General features: G+C 66.3%; 16 protein-coding genes and 1 other RNA gene. 4 read left to right on the forward strand and 13 right to left on the reverse strand.

Annotated elements, in window-relative coordinates; translation table 11 throughout:
• Nucleotides 1–81: 81 nt before the first annotated feature.
• The 3 genes from QCZ28_RS25480 to QCZ28_RS25490 are packed head-to-tail and all read right to left on the reverse strand — an operon-like array spanning nucleotide 82 to nucleotide 3,196.
• Complete coding sequence (locus tag QCZ28_RS25480) at nucleotides 82–1,266, reverse strand: tyrosine-type recombinase/integrase (protein ID WP_279519015.1); 1,185 nt, start codon at nucleotides 1,264–1,266, stop codon at nucleotides 82–84.
• Nucleotides 1,266–1,448 carry a helix-turn-helix domain-containing protein gene (locus QCZ28_RS25485; RefSeq protein WP_279519016.1) on the reverse strand — a complete coding sequence of 61 codons (183 nt, stop codon included), beginning with the start codon at nucleotides 1,446–1,448 and terminating at the stop codon, nucleotides 1,266–1,268. The genes QCZ28_RS25480 and QCZ28_RS25485 overlap by 1 nt, the downstream gene beginning before the upstream one ends.
• Complete coding sequence (locus QCZ28_RS25490) at nucleotides 1,448–3,196, reverse strand: replication initiator (RefSeq protein WP_279519017.1); 1,749 nt, start codon at nucleotides 3,194–3,196, stop codon at nucleotides 1,448–1,450. The genes QCZ28_RS25485 and QCZ28_RS25490 overlap by 1 nt, the downstream gene beginning before the upstream one ends.
• 95 nt (nucleotides 3,197–3,291) lie before the next feature.
• On the opposite strand from QCZ28_RS25490, the gene QCZ28_RS25495 reads away from it, so the two are divergent.
• Nucleotides 3,292–3,645, forward strand: a complete 354-nt coding sequence (locus tag QCZ28_RS25495) for a hypothetical protein (RefSeq protein WP_279519018.1) — start codon at nucleotides 3,292–3,294, stop codon at nucleotides 3,643–3,645.
• Nucleotides 3,646–3,668: 23 nt separating this feature from the next.
• On the opposite strand, the gene QCZ28_RS25500 is transcribed toward QCZ28_RS25495, so the two are convergent.
• The 5 genes from QCZ28_RS25500 to QCZ28_RS25520 form a co-directional block, all read right to left on the reverse strand.
• Entirely contained in the window at nucleotides 3,669–4,208 is a 540-nt protein-coding gene (locus QCZ28_RS25500; RefSeq protein WP_279519019.1) for a DUF2637 domain-containing protein, read from the reverse strand.
• Nucleotides 4,205–4,396 carry a hypothetical protein gene (locus QCZ28_RS25505; RefSeq protein ID WP_279519020.1) on the reverse strand — a complete coding sequence of 64 codons (192 nt, stop codon included), beginning with the start codon at nucleotides 4,394–4,396 and terminating at the stop codon, nucleotides 4,205–4,207. Before QCZ28_RS25505 ends, QCZ28_RS25500 begins: the two co-directional genes overlap by 4 nt.
• 5 nt (nucleotides 4,397–4,401) lie before the next feature.
• Complete coding sequence (locus QCZ28_RS25510) at nucleotides 4,402–4,644, reverse strand: hypothetical protein (protein WP_279519021.1); 243 nt, start codon at nucleotides 4,642–4,644, stop codon at nucleotides 4,402–4,404.
• A complete protein-coding gene (locus QCZ28_RS25515; RefSeq protein WP_279519096.1) occupies nucleotides 4,641–6,233 on the reverse strand; it encodes an FtsK/SpoIIIE domain-containing protein in 1,593 nt (530 codons plus the stop codon). The genes QCZ28_RS25510 and QCZ28_RS25515 overlap by 4 nt, the downstream gene beginning before the upstream one ends.
• Nucleotides 6,234–6,442: 209 nt before the next feature.
• Nucleotides 6,443–6,838: a transcriptional regulator gene (locus QCZ28_RS25520; RefSeq protein WP_279519022.1), complete on the reverse strand. Its 396-nt coding sequence runs from the start codon at nucleotides 6,836–6,838 to the stop codon at nucleotides 6,443–6,445.
• A gap of 487 nt (nucleotides 6,839–7,325) precedes the next feature.
• Between QCZ28_RS25520 and QCZ28_RS25525 the strand changes: the two genes are divergently transcribed.
• Entirely contained in the window at nucleotides 7,326–7,772 is a 447-nt protein-coding gene (locus tag QCZ28_RS25525) for a hypothetical protein (protein ID WP_279519023.1), read from the forward strand.
• On the opposite strand, the gene QCZ28_RS25530 is transcribed toward QCZ28_RS25525, so the two are convergent.
• From QCZ28_RS25530 to QCZ28_RS25545, 4 genes are all read right to left on the reverse strand, one after another.
• Nucleotides 7,756–8,532, reverse strand: a complete 777-nt coding sequence (locus QCZ28_RS25530) for a glycosyltransferase (RefSeq protein WP_279519024.1) — start codon at nucleotides 8,530–8,532, stop codon at nucleotides 7,756–7,758. The genes QCZ28_RS25525 and QCZ28_RS25530 overlap by 17 nt on opposite strands.
• On the reverse strand, nucleotides 8,520–9,341 hold the full coding sequence (locus tag QCZ28_RS25535) for a GntR family transcriptional regulator (RefSeq protein WP_279519025.1): 822 nt from the start codon (nucleotides 9,339–9,341) through the stop codon (nucleotides 8,520–8,522). Before QCZ28_RS25535 ends, QCZ28_RS25530 begins: the two co-directional genes overlap by 13 nt.
• Nucleotides 9,342–9,474: 133 nt before the next feature.
• Nucleotides 9,475–9,666 (reverse strand): hypothetical protein, encoded by a 192-nt coding sequence (locus QCZ28_RS25540; RefSeq protein WP_279519026.1) that lies wholly within the window; start codon nucleotides 9,664–9,666, stop codon nucleotides 9,475–9,477.
• A 145-nt stretch (nucleotides 9,667–9,811) separates the two neighbouring features.
• Entirely contained in the window at nucleotides 9,812–10,024 is a 213-nt protein-coding gene (locus QCZ28_RS25545) for a hypothetical protein (protein ID WP_279519027.1), read from the reverse strand.
• Between the two features lie 1,601 nt (nucleotides 10,025–11,625).
• Here QCZ28_RS25545 and QCZ28_RS25550 point away from each other — a divergent pair.
• Together QCZ28_RS25550 and QCZ28_RS25555 are read left to right on the forward strand one after the other, a co-directional pair.
• Nucleotides 11,626–13,734, forward strand: coding sequence for an NACHT domain-containing protein (locus tag QCZ28_RS25550; RefSeq protein WP_279519028.1), 2,109 nt, complete (start codon nucleotides 11,626–11,628; stop codon nucleotides 13,732–13,734).
• Nucleotides 13,735–13,921: 187 nt separating this feature from the next.
• Nucleotides 13,922–14,113, forward strand: coding sequence for a hypothetical protein (locus QCZ28_RS25555; protein ID WP_279519029.1), 192 nt, complete (start codon nucleotides 13,922–13,924; stop codon nucleotides 14,111–14,113).
• A gap of 389 nt (nucleotides 14,114–14,502) precedes the next feature.
• Here the strand turns inward: QCZ28_RS25555 and rnpB are convergent.
• Nucleotides 14,503–14,918: RNase P RNA component class A (rnpB, locus tag QCZ28_RS25560), an RNA gene on the reverse strand.
• Nucleotides 14,919–15,037: the final 119 nt, after the last annotated feature.

Consider the following 15,037-nt stretch of genomic DNA (forward strand, 5'->3'; position numbering starts at 1 on the left):
CGCCGGACCCGGGCTGCCGCGTTCATGCCACCACCAGCCGGATACCTCATACCTCCGGCCTACCGAATCAATCGACCGAGATCACGCCGACACGCCGACGGACGTCAGCCTTTCAACCTCTGTAGCCGGCATCAGGTGCGTGTAGACCCGGAGCGTGAAGCCGGGGTCAGCGTGACCGAGGTACGACGCGAGGGCCTTGATGCTCTCCCCCGCGTCGAGCAGCGACGAGGCGTAGAAGTGGCGTAGCGCGTGCATCCCGGTGGCCCGGGTCGGCGTGATGCCGGCCGCCACGACAGCCGGTCGCCAACTCTTGTGGTCGAAGGTGCGCCGGTTGATCGCGCCCCGACGGGTGCTGGTGAACAGCAGCGGCACTGTGACCCGCTCGTCGTCGGCCGGGTTCTCCCACGGCAGGGTGAGCGTCACCGGCTCGCAGTCCTTGATGTGCTGCCGCAGCACCTGGGCGACGGAGTCCGGCAGCGGCACCCGGCGGTCCCGGTCGTTCTTGGGTAGGCCGAAGACGAGCCGGGAGCGGACGAGCTTGACCTGACGTGAGACGTGCACCCATCCCGCGTCGAGGTCGATGTCGTCGACACCGAGCCCCAGGATTTCGCCCTGGCGCAGCCCGCAGCCGGCACCCAGGTCGACCATCGCGCGGTACCGCTGGGCGAGGCCACCGCGGATTGCCGAAACCTGGTCGTAGGTCCAGGGCACCACCCGGCGCTGCACCGGTCGCGGCGGCTTGACCGACTTTGCCGAACACGGGTTCTTGGCGATCCGCTCGTCGTCGACGGCCGCGCCGAGGATGGTCCGGAGGTGCGCGAAGACCACGGCCCGGGTCGCCGGGGCCAGCTTGCCGACCATCGCGGCGTCCCACTCCCGGATGTGGCCCGGCTTGATCTCGGCCAGCTTCCGCGAGCCGAAGACCGGCAGCAGGTGCTTGCGTACCCGGAACTCGGTGCTCTCCCGGGTTGACTCGTCGAACGAGCGCGTCCGCAGCCAGGTTTCGGCGTACTCGGCGAAGGTCATCCGCCCGGCAAGCGGGTCGACGTACGTGCCGCGCAGCTTGTCCGACTCGGTCGAGACGAGGAAGGCGTCAGCCTCCCGCTTGGCCCGGTCCGGGAACGACTTCTTGCGCTCCTTGCCGTCCGGCCCGATGTACCGCACCCGGTAGCGCAGGCCCTTGCCGAACAGTTCCGTCTTGACCCGCTCCGTTCGCCCTCCCGGGTGGCGCAGCGTCTTGTGCCAGCGGTCCTCTACGTGTCCCATCAGGCCGCCGCCTGCTCACGTACCCAGGACCGGACCGTCTCCGGCTCGTACCGCAGGTGTCGGCCGACCCGGGCCGCCGGCGGGCCGTACTTGACCTTCCGCCAGCGGTACAGCGTCTCGGTTGGTACCCGCAGGTACGCCGCCACGTCCGCGACCGTCCAGAGCCCATCGTTCGCCGCCATCAAAGCCTCTCCCCCGTCGTGCCGTCCGTTCCCGTTCTCGGTTCGGCGGCGGGGAGCTGCGCGGCCCGGTCCTTCGCGGCCAGAAGTTCGGAGCGCCAGCGGGCACGTTCGCTGATCGAGCGCAGCAGCCGGTGGGCCATGGCCGGCACGTCGGGGTCGTCGGGTCGGGCGAGTTCCCAGGCGTGCCGGACCGGTTCGACGGTCGCGCCCTGGTCGTCGACGGCGTCCAGGCCGACGCTCACGCCGAGCAGCGCCCGCACCCAGGCCCGCACGTCGTGTTTGTGGTCCGAGAGCGTTTTTCCGGACCAGTCGCGCGAGATGAGGATGCGCCGGCCGCCGATGCCGAGGGTGTCGCGCTGGTGAACCTTGCCCTTGCAGCGGCCCGGCTTCAGCTTGGCGTGTGCCTTACGGGGCTGGACGCCGTAGAGCAGCCAGTTCGCGCACCGATCGGTGCACGGGGTCACCTGGAGTTCCTGCCACAACCGGTCCAGGTGCGCCCGCTGCCGAGCGCTGGTCATCGTGTGGACGTCGCCGGTGTGCTTGGTTATGTACTTCGTGACGTACCGGATGGTCCGCTCTGCGTCCTCGGTGCCGGGCATGACGCCTCGTGCGTCGACCTGCGAGCCGAAGCGCACGACGTGCACGGGTTCGGCGTCGGGGTCCTCGTCGATGGTATCGAGGGCTTCCGCCCAGGTGGTCAGCGGCTCGCGGGTGCCCGGGTCTACCCATGCCGCCGCCTGCTCGTCCCAGACCGGGAGCCGGTCGAGGGTGTAGCGCTGGACGTCGACCGAGGGCCACCACACCTGGTGATAGGTCGCCGCCGCCACGGTCCGCAGCACGTCACGCGGGATAGTGCCCCGGATGGCGAAGTGCGCGTGTGGGGCAAGGCGGCGTTGCGGCTCGACGCAGCCGGCGTACTGGACGTTCCAGCCCTCGCAGCGTCGGAGGTTCTGCCAGAACCGGTCGAGGAGCCGGGGGAAGTGCACGGCGTCCCAGGCTGCGCGGCGGTAGTCGTACCGGTCGGGGTTGAGCGGGGTGCCGTCGGGGCGGACTGGGCCGTACGAGTCGAGGGTGAGCGTCAGCCACATCGACGGCCGGTAGGTCGAGCCGTCCGGCGCGGTGTAGGTCTTGCCGACCGTGCGGCGCTCGACCTTGCGGCGAGGCAGGTCCGGGGCATCCTGCCGTCGCCGGGTCGAGCGCTTGCGGCGCCTACCGGTGTCCTCGTCGTCCTGGTCCTCGTCGCCGGTCGAGTGTGGCGGTGCGATCCGTCCCCGGAGTCCTTCGGCCGTGATCGCCTCTTCCACCTCGCGGATCGCCTCGTCGAGGTCGGTGACCTGTTCCCACTGGCTCGCCCGGGATGCCTCGTCGCGGGCGAACTCCAGGTGACCGCGCAGCAGGACAAGCGCCTTCTGTTCCTCGGTCGCCGGCTCTGGCGGCGGCAGCGGCTCGTCGTCGCGGTGCCAGCCTTCCCGGATCTGGGCCTGCCGCAGCCGGCGGTTCTTCTTGGCGCATGGCGCGCACTTGTCCTCACGGGTCGCCCCACAGGGCAGGTCGATGACCTCGGTCAGACCGGTCGCGAGATCCGTGCGGCGCATGGCGAGCGGACGGACACAGACGCCGTACTCGGCCGCGATCTCCTTGAGCACGTCGACCGAGCGGGGTAGCGCCATGCGGGCCGCCCGCGACCCCGGCCGAGGTGCAACCGGGGTCGGCGCGGGTTCGAGGCCCGGCAGGGTCGGAGCCGTCATCGGGTCACCTCGACCGGGCAGTGAAAGCAGTGGTGACGGTTGCGGGTGTATCGGTACTGTCCGGGCTCACGATCGACGGGAGTAGCGGGGTCAAGATGAGCAGCAGCGCGGATACGACGGTGTTGTGGCGCCCGACCGGGCCGCAGGAACTGGAGCTTGTCCACGCCTCGGGATGGCGGAAGTGGCCGCCTCGTCTGCCCGATCAGCCGATCTTCTACCCCGTGCTGAATGAGGACTACGCGATCAAGATCGCCCGGGACTGGAATGTGCCTGCCTCTGGCGTCGGGTACGTGACCCGCTTCCGCGTCGAGACGGAATTTCTCAGCCGCTACCCCGTCCGCCAGGTCGGCGGCGACACCATCCTTGAGCTGTGGGTACCCGCCGAGGAATTGGACGAGTTCAACGCGCACATCGTCGGTGAGATAGAGGTCGTCCACGAGTTCCGGTAGCCGGTGACCGGACCCGACAGCGCTCATCGGATGATCCCGACGACGTGCGGCCGGTTGGACGGGACGACAGCGCGCGGCGGCACCACGGCCGGGGCGATGGACGGCATCGGCTCTGCCGGGCGGACTGGCTCGACGGTGGCGGGTTCCTCGTACTGGTACGCGGTCGGCTGGTCCGGCTCGTCGACCGGCGGGGCAACCGGGGCGTTGGACAGGACGACCTTGACCAGTGCGAGGAACGCCAACGACGGCACCGCCGCCACAGTCCAGCCCCACACGGACGGTTCGGCCTCCGCGACCTGGGCGGCGAGGGACAGCAGCGCGAACGCCACCAGGAGCGAGCCGACCAGGCCGACCGGGCGACCAGCACCCCGCCGGGCACGGATCTCCAAACCGAGGTAGATCGCCATCAGCTCAACCGCCACCGCATTGGCCCAGCCGATCCAGTCGGGCTGGCCGTGCGCGACGGACAGGTCGTGAACGTGGGTGAAGGCTGCAGCACCGGCCATGGTGCCGATGGCGAGCAGGATCAGCAGGCGTACCGCCGATTCGGTGCTCTTGCTCATCGCCACTCCTCCAACGGCTTCTCGCGGATGGTCAGGTCGATGCGGATGCGCCGGCCGTCCATGTCGGGGCGGCGGTTGACCATGTGCGCCACGCCGTGAAGAGCGGCGGCGGTCTGGTCGGAGGGGCCGACGAGCCGGATGCGCAGCGGACGCCGGAGCCGGTCGATGAGGCGGGTGAAGGGGTTCACGGCGGTTACCTCCGGGCCGGTCGAATGTCGGTGCGGATGTAGTCGGGTGGCGTGCCGAGCGCGGCGACCGCTTCAGAGAGGCAGCGCCACAGCGCCCACGCCTCGTCGGGGGTCAGGGACATCCGTCGCTGACCGGCACCGACCGCCAGATAGACGGGGTACGGGTCGGGCCGCTCCGGGTCGACGCGGACAGAGACCGCGGTGACCGGTTCGGGGGTACGCAGCCGGTAGAAGCGGCGACCGGTCATCGGGCATCACCCCCGGCGTCTCGGTCGAGCAGGTTGCGCAGGGATTCGGGGAGCAGCGGCCCGGACGGCTTACGGGGCAGCGGGAGCCGGACCGGTTCGGCGGCGGTCTCCCGGCCGACCTGGGCGAGGATGTCCGACGCGTCGGCCGGAGCCGGATACTGCCGGGCCATGTCGCGGATGTCGTCGTCACTGACGTACGAGAACCGGACCCGCATCGGGTCGGGAGTGCCGTCGAGGATGACGTACCCGACGCCCTTTGCCCATCGGGGCATCTGGTCTGCGAGCGCGCCCCGCTTGCGGGCACCGTCGCCAAGGACCATGTCGACCTGCGACGCCTCGGTCAGGCCGAGCGCAATGCGGGTCGGGAAGAGATCCCGGAACGGCAGTACGTCCTTGCGCGGGTCCTGCAACGCGGCCACCACCAGGACGCCGACGCCGGCCCCCTGGGACAGCAGCAGCCCCAGCGACGACGCGATGCGTTTGCGCAGCTCAACGTCTTGCAGGTACGCGGTCAGCGCGGCCATCTCGTCGATGACGACCACGACCAGGGGGTCAGCCTCAGTCGGGGTGTGGACACGAACCCGGCCGGCAAGCCGCGTCTGCCGCTCCCGCAGCACCTCCACCGCTTCGTCGAGCAGATCGGCCATGACCTCGAACGACTTGCCGGCGAACCGGGCGAACATCGGACGGCCGAGCGCGAATTCCATCCCGCCCTTGGGGTCGATCACCCAGAGCCGGACGAGACCGGAGGCGACCCCACCACCGAGGACCCGGACCAGCGACCACAGCACCGAGCCCTTACCGGACCGGGTTGCACCGCCCACCAGGACATGCGTGGAGAGCAGGTGCAGCGACCAGGTACGTAGGTCTTCGCGCCGCGCCAGTGGTAGCGCGGTGATGTCCGGCACCGCCGGCACCGCGAACGGCGGGACCACGGTCCGCAGCGCATCGGTACGGACCAGGGCCAGGTAGACCAGCGTCGGACGATCCCGGTACCGCACACGGTCGACGAGCCGCAGCAACCACGCACCCCGGCCGGTTCGGGTCGGCGGGTCGCCGGGACGCTCGGAGTAGATCCGCGCGTGCCGCCGGCCGAACGCGTACGCCAGGTTGGCGCTGACGGCCTGGAACTGCTCCGGCGTCTGGCCCCGGGCCATGCGGACGGTCAGCACGTCGAGCGCCTGATCCGAGCGCACCCGCAGCAGCTCGGGCAGGACCGGACGATGGTCGTACATCTCGGATAGCCCGCACAGGGTCATAGCTTCCCGCCACGCCCGCCGGTAGACGAACACCCGCCGCCACGAGCCGAGCAGCGGACCCGCCAGCCAGGCCCACCAGGACGACTCGTCACGCCACCGCCACACCGCCGACACCGCAGCCGCCAACACGAGCGGCACCACCAGGCCGGCCCAGTTGAACTCGACGTAGAGCCAGAGCGCCAGCACCACCGAAGCCGTGGCCACCGGGTGCCGCAGGCACCACCAGAGGACCCGCCCGGACCACCTCAGTGGCAGGCCGAGCAGCACCATCCAGAACGGCAGCTTGAGCTTCTTCGGCCGGATCACCAGCAGATCCCCGGCCGAGGTCATCAACACCTCACCGCGAGGCCGCCCGATCACTTGGCACCTCCGGCCAGGCTGAATCGGGCCTGACACACACCGCACCGGGGCCGGTTACGGCCAGCTGGACGCCTACCCTTGGACACGTCTGCACCTCTCTCGACAGAGCAGGGGGAAGAGACACCGGGGCGGGGCTGCCGTCCGCCAAGACCTGACAGCCCCGCCCTGACCAAATGCGGCTACGCCGACGCCTTCTGGTTGACGCCCGTCGGGGCACGCAGCCCGGTCGCCCGCAGCGAGTACGCCATCCGACCGTTGTTCGCCACGTACGGCGTGACAGTCATCCCGTCGAACTCGACCGCCTCGAACAGGCCACCCGTGGGCGGCACCGGCTGGTAATCGGCCGAGATCTTCACCGTCGTCTCCCGGGACCGCTTGCCAAGCTCAGGGTCGAGATCCATCACCCGGACCTGCCACACCCGCTGGCCGGTCACCTTGTCCTTGGCCGGCGACCGTCGGCCCGTCTTCTCGTCGTAGTCCTCGACCTCACCGAGAGAGTCCGGGACCAACGCGCACCCAGCCGGGAACACGTCCTCGAACCGCACGGCGAACCGCGTTCCGCCTCGCAGAGCCATCGCTCAACCTCCAACTTGTTAACTTGTCTGCCAAGTTGCGTCCAAGCTAGACAGCACTTGGCAGACAAGTCAACAGGTTGGCCGATTCCGGGGATTTTGCCCTGAAAAGTTGCCTTCACCGCTGACGCTAAGCGACCCCAAGCTCCCCAATAAATGCACGTCAGCGCGTAGTGAATTTATGTCGACCGACGCCAAGAAAGGTGGTTGGTTCGATTTAGTAAACGACACCGCTACGGACATTTATCGCCTTAGTACCGTAGAAGTTGACACTTGCGCTCGAACCATCCATACCTTTACCTTTTAGTGGTCGCGAGTGGCGGCGAATCCCGCAGAATGGAGAGCTCCATGCTTTTGGTTAACGTCTCGCTTAAAGTCCCCGTCGTCGTTGTGGTCTGCATCCTGTTGCTGTTCATCAGCCTGCTGCCGGCAGTGCAGTGAGCCACCAGGACGACTGATTGGGACCCTTGAGGTTGGGTAGAGATGCGCCATGGATGCGGACACACGGCACGGAGAATTAGATGGTCATTCACGTCTTGCCGGCATGGATGACACCACGGTCGAAGCATTAGGCGAGCTCAGCAAAGCTCTAGAGACGGTTCACCGGGTGCGCGGTCACCTGTATTCGGCTCACCAACTCGTCGGCGGCGCGGATCTAACCCTTGACCGAGTAGTGAAGCTGCTTCGCGAAGCTGGACACGGTGAGATGGCGGACCGCGTTGAGCGCGAGCTGTTGGGGCGCAACGTGCTACCCGGCCGGTGGACGTTCCAGATCGTGGAGGAGTTCGACGACGGCTACTACGCCGCGTTCCAGGAGATCGAGCGGGATGCGCGGGAGAAGCTAGCCGGCGGCCGACGGCACATCTACGAGGCGGAGATGAAAGAGCGTCGGCGTACCCACGGGATGCCGGGGCACGAGGCTACGCCGCAGGATTGACCGGCAACCCGTTCGGGAGCATCGAGGCCAGGGCTACGGCTCTGGCCTCGATGATCTTCATGCGGCCCTCGTACTCGACGGGTTCGCGGTGTGCGGCTTGGCTGGTGACCTGACCGGGCCACTTGCGGTAGAGCAGTCCGTGTTCCCGGGTGAAGTAGCCATCGCTGATCGCGCTCGCGGCCAGGAGTAGGCCGGTGTCCTCGGAGGCGGGCAGCGCCATCCAGCCGCCGAGCGCCAGGAGCAGATCCCGGCGGATGCACAGGGTGGCGGGGTGCACCTGGGATCGGTATCCGTTGGCCTGCCAGAAGGCTAGGACGGCACCGCGGCCGATGGTTCCGCCTTCCGGGTCCTTGTCCCAGCCGAGGGTGGACCCGTCCGGCATCAGGTCCAGGACGCGGGAGGTCGTCCAGCCGATCTGGGGATGCGCCTCGAAGGCGGCGATGTCCCGGGCGAGGGCGCCGGGGGTGAGCTGGTCGTCCGCGTCCAAGACCTTGATGTGTTGACCGGCGACACGGGAAAGAGCGAGGGTACGAGCAACACCTGGCCCGCCGGGACGACCGACGCCGATGCTGATGCGAGGGTCGTCCGGCACGACGCCTTCCAGCGCGCCGGTCTGCCCGTCCTCCTGAACGAGCCACTGCCAGTCCCACCCGTCCGGCATCTCCTGCTTGACGAGCGAGGCGTACGCGCCGGCCAGGTGCTCGATGCTGGGCGCGTGAACTGGGGTGATGACCGAGACGAGCTGCGTCAAGTTTTCCACCGTTGCAGTTTGTGGGAGTAGACCAACTCGGTCCGGTCCCCCGGCATCACCACGTCGGCCACCTCGACAACGCGGCCCTTGGTGTCGATCGAGGTCTTGCGCACGGTGAGCACCGAGACGCCCGGGTCGATGTCCAGCAACTCGGCCTCGTCCGGCGACGGCGGGCGCGCGCGGATCTCGTCGTCGATCCGGTCCACCTCGATACCGAGAGTGTGGAGTTGGTGCTGTGTGCCGCCCGGCCAGGGCTCCTTACCGGCGTCGAGCAGGTCCGGGTTCGTGGCCATTAGGTCATACGGCAGGTAGGAGTACGACATAGTCAGCGGCGCGTTCTCATGCCGCGAGGTCGTCCAGTAGACCCGTCGCAGCAACGGCGCACCCGGCTCGACCTGCAAGGCCGCCGCCATGTCCGAATCCGCTTCCACCCGGGCGTACTCGGCGTGGAACTTTAGGTCATCGACGGTAAGGCCGGTGTCGTGCTCGGTCGCCCCGGTCTTCAGCCGCTCCGACTCGTCGAGCAGCGCCCGGTCCTTTTCCCACTGGTAACGCTCGGCGTTGCGACGCCGTACCCGTTGACGAGGTGCCCGGACATAGGTGCCGCGACCTTGTTCCGCGCGGACCAGGCCCCATTCCCGGAGCTGCCGGATGGCGTTGCGGACGCTGGTGCGGGACAGGCCGGACGAGTCCGCTAACTCCGTCTCGCTCGGCATCAGCGTGCCCGGGGCCAGCTCTCCGCCCACGATCTTTGCCCGCAACTCCTCCGCGAGTTGCAGGTAACGAGGGCGCCAGTCCCGGCCATGCACACCGGTCACCGTACCCCCTAGACGTTCCAACGTCTGCCAGGCGGTCCCACCTGCGGGCCGCTCAGGCACCGGAGGCACGACGGCCGCTGGCCGCTTCACGGGCCGCGCACTCGTTGAGGGCATCCGATCGGTGAACCGCCGGTCAGCGGTGTTCATGGAACCCCTCCAGAGGTTGCCCCTTGGTCATCATCACCAGCCGGGCATAGGTCAACTCGTAGATGAGCCGGTCGAGCTGAGTTCGGGAGAGCAGGACCGATTCGGTGGCACCGCTGCGGCTGGCGTCGAGCTTCACGGCCAGGTCACGCCGAAAGAATCGGTCGGTCAGCAGTTGCACGCTGATCCAGCCGGTTCGCTCCCGTCCGATAGTCCGGAGCAGCCCGTGATGCATTGGATCGTTTGGGCCGCACCCCCGGCACCAACTCGGGCAGTCGGCAGGATTCGTGGACGGAGTCAACCCGCCAGCACTCGTGGCCTCTGACTCAGTCACCGGTGGCCTCCGTGCGGGTGCCCGCCTGCGCCAACAAGGAGCGCAGTCGCTCGGCCAGTTGGGCAGCCTGCGGGAGGGACAGCTCCACCCAGGCGATCGCGCCCCGGCTCGTCACGTGCACCGCGACCAGGGACACGCGAGCGTCGGAGCCGACGAGGTAGGTGACGAGCTGGCCGCTCTGCCGACCGTCGCCCAGGCGGTGCATTGCCCCACGGTGACGACGCGGCATGTGGGCCATCAGCGGTGGCACCAGGTGGCCACATCGGTCGGGTGCACACCATGCCGGGTGGCTACCGCTGGTCAGCTTGCCCGCGTTGCTCACCGCCCCCACCGCCCACCGTTGCCCCGATAGATCTGGGCCGGAGTCATCAGCGGCGCGCTCCTCAGCACCGGCAGATTCCGGGTCGGCGCGTTCGCCCACGCCTGCATCGGCGTCACGCAGGGCGTACAACGGTCCGAGGTGGCCGCGTTCCCGCCGGGACTGGACGGCAGACGTCTGCGGGACCTCCAGATCGAGAACCAACGCCGCCGACGATGAGAGCCAGACATCGCACCTCCACGGGTAGGCCGGGACCGGCGGTCAGCCACGCGGTACGCAGTCGGCCGCCGGTCCCGGATGAGGGCACGGCGCACCGTCCGACGTAGACGGTCGGGTATCGCCGAGCCAATTTGTACGCGCAGCTACCGCAACCGGTCCGACAGGACGCCGCGCATCACGTGCGACCAGGAGCAACGCGACACCACCCCTGATACAAACCGTCACCCCGGCCGCACATTCCGAAACGTACCTACAAGTGGATGAGTTGTCTAGGCATCGAAACATGCCTCCTGGTTGACACTTGATACGACAAGTGCCAGGTACGGTGGCCGAGTGCCCACCCCGCACTACGGACAGCCCCGTTACCGCGTCATCGCGGATCAACTCAGGGAACGCATCGAGAGCGGCAGCATCCCGCCGGGTGCACTTCTGCCGACCGAAAGCGCCCTAACAGCGGAATTCGGCGCAAGTCGCGGCACGATCCGCCAGGCCATAGGGGTCTTGAGGGAGGAGCACCTGGTTGTTACAGAGCACGGCCGTGGCACATACGCGAACCCTCAGCCCTCAACGAGGAGGCCAGGCGAGGATCCGGAGACAGAGACACGACAACGTCTCGTAGCCGCTGACCCAGACCTGGCAGCACTTTTCGCTGTCGCTGTAGGCACACAGCTCATTGAGCAACAGAGCCTCGCCCGGACAGACGGAGCTGTCAGAGCGGTAGTCAGAACCTATCGCCTGCACTGAAGGAACCGGCACCATTGGTCCCACGCTCGGGAACGGAGCGACGGGTGAAGCCGGACAGTGTTGGGCTGGAGACTCCGGCCATGACCAGTAACAGCCAACCTGTCAACACTTCAGTCGGTTCCTTGTCACCGCGCTAGAACCGCTTGCCAGACCTGCGAGAACTATGCGTGATGGTGGACAATCCGAGGATGCTCGGATTAGGTCGCGTAAAGCGAGGGCGCGCCGTTTTGCTCTTGGGCACCCCCGCGCTGGCAGTTGGTGTTTGGTTCCTATTGGCCGGAGGATTGGACAAAGCGGATAAAATGTCAAGCGTGGGTGGCCTCCTTTTGGGGTTAGCCACATTTGCGCTGACCTTTCTGACGCCTCGGATCACCCGCAACCCACACTCCCAAGAGGACAGCAAGCGCAAGCTGATAAACCTCCTTGCGAAGTCAGTAAGGGCCCAGTGGTCAGCCGAAGAACGGCTGCATCGCCTGAACAATCCGGAACCCATCCCCGTGCAGTGGCATGCTCTTGGTCCACCCATGAGCGATCACTGGAAGAACATACGAACCGACGGGATAGATCACCACCTCTCAGTCGATGGAAGGTTGGCTGACGTCTCAGAAATATTTGAGACAACTCTTCACCGCAAAAGGCTAGTGGTCCTTGGTGAGGCTGGTGCGGGAAAAACGGTTCTTGCCACGCGTCTACTGCTCGATCTTCTCGAAAGGAGAACCGAAGAGAGCCCTGTACCGGTAATTGCACCACTAACAACTTGGGATCCCGAGCAACAATCCTTCACAGAATGGCTGTCCAGGCGCTTGGCAGCCGACTACCCGGTGATGCATGACCTGACGATATCCGAAGACATGATTTCGGATGGGCTAGTACTTCCCATCCTTGACGGCCTCGACGAAATGGCCCCCCACTCTCGAATTTCCGCAATCGAAGGTGTAAACCGCTTAGGTGTTGGTCAGCACCTTATCCTAACGTCTCGCCACCGTGAGTATGCGGAAATTATCGCCCAGGGTTACGTCCTAACGGCCGCTGCGGTTATCGAGATTGAGGAACTTTCGGCCACCACGGTTCGCGGCTACCTTCATCGCGTAACGCCGCCGCTTCGTCTTCCCCTTTGGAACAAGGTCTTCAGTCGTCTTGAAAAGAGTCCTCGCGGCCGCCTCGCTCAAGCACTAAGCACGCCACTAATGGTGAGCTTGGCTCGAGAGTCGTACGCTCGCGGACCAGGAAATCCCAGCGACCTAATAAATACCGGGTTACGCACTAGAGAAGACATCGAGCGCCACCTAACCCGCGCACTTATTCCGTCCATCTTCGAGGGTGCAGAGTCAGCAAAATGGGGTTCCGCCGACCACGCCCAGAAGTGGCTGACATTCTTGGCACGACTGCTCAGGAAGAAGGAATCGCAGGAAATCGGCTGGTGGGATCTCAGCGACGAGGTGGAGGGCCTTGCCAGCGCAGCATGGATGGCTTCAATTGCGCTCGTATTTGCCATCTCGTGGCTAGCTTTCAGCCTCCCCCTTGCGGTAATGTCAGTCATAGCAGCAATGGCGTCGAGCACAGTATTCCTGCGTCGAATTGATGCGCGACCGTCAGTTGTGTCGATATCACCAAGGCGCTTTTGGAAGCCGTTCATTCGCTCCATCGCGTTGTTTACTGGGATTAGCCTGATCGGCCTTGCAGGAACTGGAGAACCAGAGGTAATTGTCGCCGGACCAATATTTGGTGTCGTCGCAGGAATAATAGTCGGTGTGGTCGACATGGTGACTGCGCAAGTCGATACAGCTAAGCCAGCTAGCCCAGTCGCGATCCTACGATCATCCCGCTCCGTTGCACTTACCATTGGACTTATGGTGAGCCTGCTTGCGGGTGGGATATTTGCCATCGCAGGGGGAAAAACTTCGGGACTTCCCGGGATTATCAGTGGATTCCTTGGGGGATGCACAGCGATCATTGCAAGCCCTTGGGGGAGATTCGAAACCGCGCGCCTCATATTCGCCGCCCAAGGCGCTCTACCACTTCAACTTGTTGGCTTTCTTGAGTTCTGCAGAGAGCGCGGTATATTGCGCCAAACTGGACCTCAATACCAATTTCGCCACATCGTTCTGTTAGAGAGTCTGGCACCTCCGCAACAAACGAAGAAGCCAGCGCCAATCCTGGTATTGCCGCCACCCAAGTACGGCGCGCGCAAGCTCCGCTTCGGCGTAGGGGCAGTCGGAATACTCTTTCTGCTTCCAGCGTGCATTTTCTCCGCGACAGGCTCGGAGGTGGCGTTTCCCGAGGTCCCAGACATAACAAGATCAGCCACGGCACCCTTACTATTTGGGCTTTGCCCCACTTTTATCGTCGCACAAGCCATCCTGGCTCGTAATCGGGTTGGCATGTCCGCTCGGTCCGCCTTAATGCTGTTAGGGGTCTTTGGCTTCTTCGTCTTGTCGACGTACTGGATTGCTTCGAGCGAAGTTGGGCCGGCATGGGCGGCGTTAGTCGCGGGAAGCCAAACCTTGGGGACCGTTCTCTTCGCGACAGCTTGCTGGGCACGACGCCCCACGCCTGCCATCAGCGTGGAGGATCCACTTCTAACAAGTAGCGCTCGGGCTTCTGCCGCTCTAACTGAAGCGAGGAGAACCTAAACAAGGCTGCTGTCCTGCCGAATTGCTCTTTCTAGGATCAAGGCACCGCGCTGCGCGCGGTGCGGGGCGGCAAGCCCGGCCGGCGGCAAGCCGCCCCGGCCGCCTACGGCGCCGGGGCGGTGAGCCACCGACAGCCGCCGGGACACCGCCTTCACGCCAGATGACGGCAGAGTCCTACGGTCACAGCATGGACGACCCGATCGAGCTGCGTCTCGACCTCGCCGCCGCCGAGTACCTTCGCATCGCGCTGTACGACCTGGGCGAGCATCAGGCCGCAGGCCGGCCGATTCCCCAGATGGACGCCGAGGCCAGCAGACGGCTCGGTGCGCTTCTGCGAGACCTGGATATCCGGTTGGGCGGTACCGGCAGATTCGCCTAGCCGGCTTGCCAGCGAGCGGTACGGAAGCCGGCACCTCGACCGCCATCGAGGTCGGGGCTTCCGCCTGCCGCGCCAGTCCAACCCCGGGACTGCCTTGCCACCGGATCACCGGGTCGCGGCACCAGCTCCACCGCCAGGACGTGCCCCACCCTCCGCCACAGCCGCCGCCCCACGCCGGAATCATCGACCACAGGCCCGGAGACGACCCACGGCGGCACGTTCGGCCAGACCCGAGACGGGGTCAACTGAGCCGGCGCTCAGGGCGTTTCCAGGGCGTCAGGGCGTCGTCAGGGCGTCAAACGCTGCCCAATGTTGACCATGAACGACCGTCGACGCCCGGACATAGAACCAGCTCAGAACCTTGATCAGGTCTCCGAGCTGATGGGCGACGGACGAGTCGACCTGTACGCCGGATTCTGTGCGCGACGCGTACCCCAAGGGGTTTGCGTCGGCGGCGGCCATCCATCTCGGCCTGCCGTTGCCGGCAGGCTCTAGCGGCCTACCCGCAGACATCGGGCGGGCAGCCCTCAAGCGTCTGCGCCGGGTCGTCATCTTGCGGTGACGGCCCTTGCTTGGCCTTGCTCCGGGTGGGGTTTACCGAGCCACCCCGGTCACCCGGGGTGCTGGTGGGCTCTTACCCCACCGTTTCACCCTTACCGTCCCCGTTGGGGTCGGCGGTCTGTTTTCTGTGGCACTGTCCCGCGGGTCGCCCCGGGTTGCCGTTAACAACCACCCTGCCCTGTGGAGTCCGGACGTTCCTCGGCGGCGGGCCGGAGCCCGCCGACGCGACCGCCCGGTCGACTCGTCCGTCGCTCTCCCATCCTAACGACGAGCGTGCTGCCGGTATTGCCGCCCCGCCAGACCAAGATCGCGCAGCTCACGGGCGGTCCGGCGAAGTCGCCTCGGAAGGCGGCAGCTAGCCTC

The organism is Micromonospora sp. DH14 (assembly GCF_029809455.1).
Taxonomy (GTDB): domain Bacteria; phylum Actinomycetota; class Actinomycetes; order Mycobacteriales; family Micromonosporaceae; genus Micromonospora; species Micromonospora parva.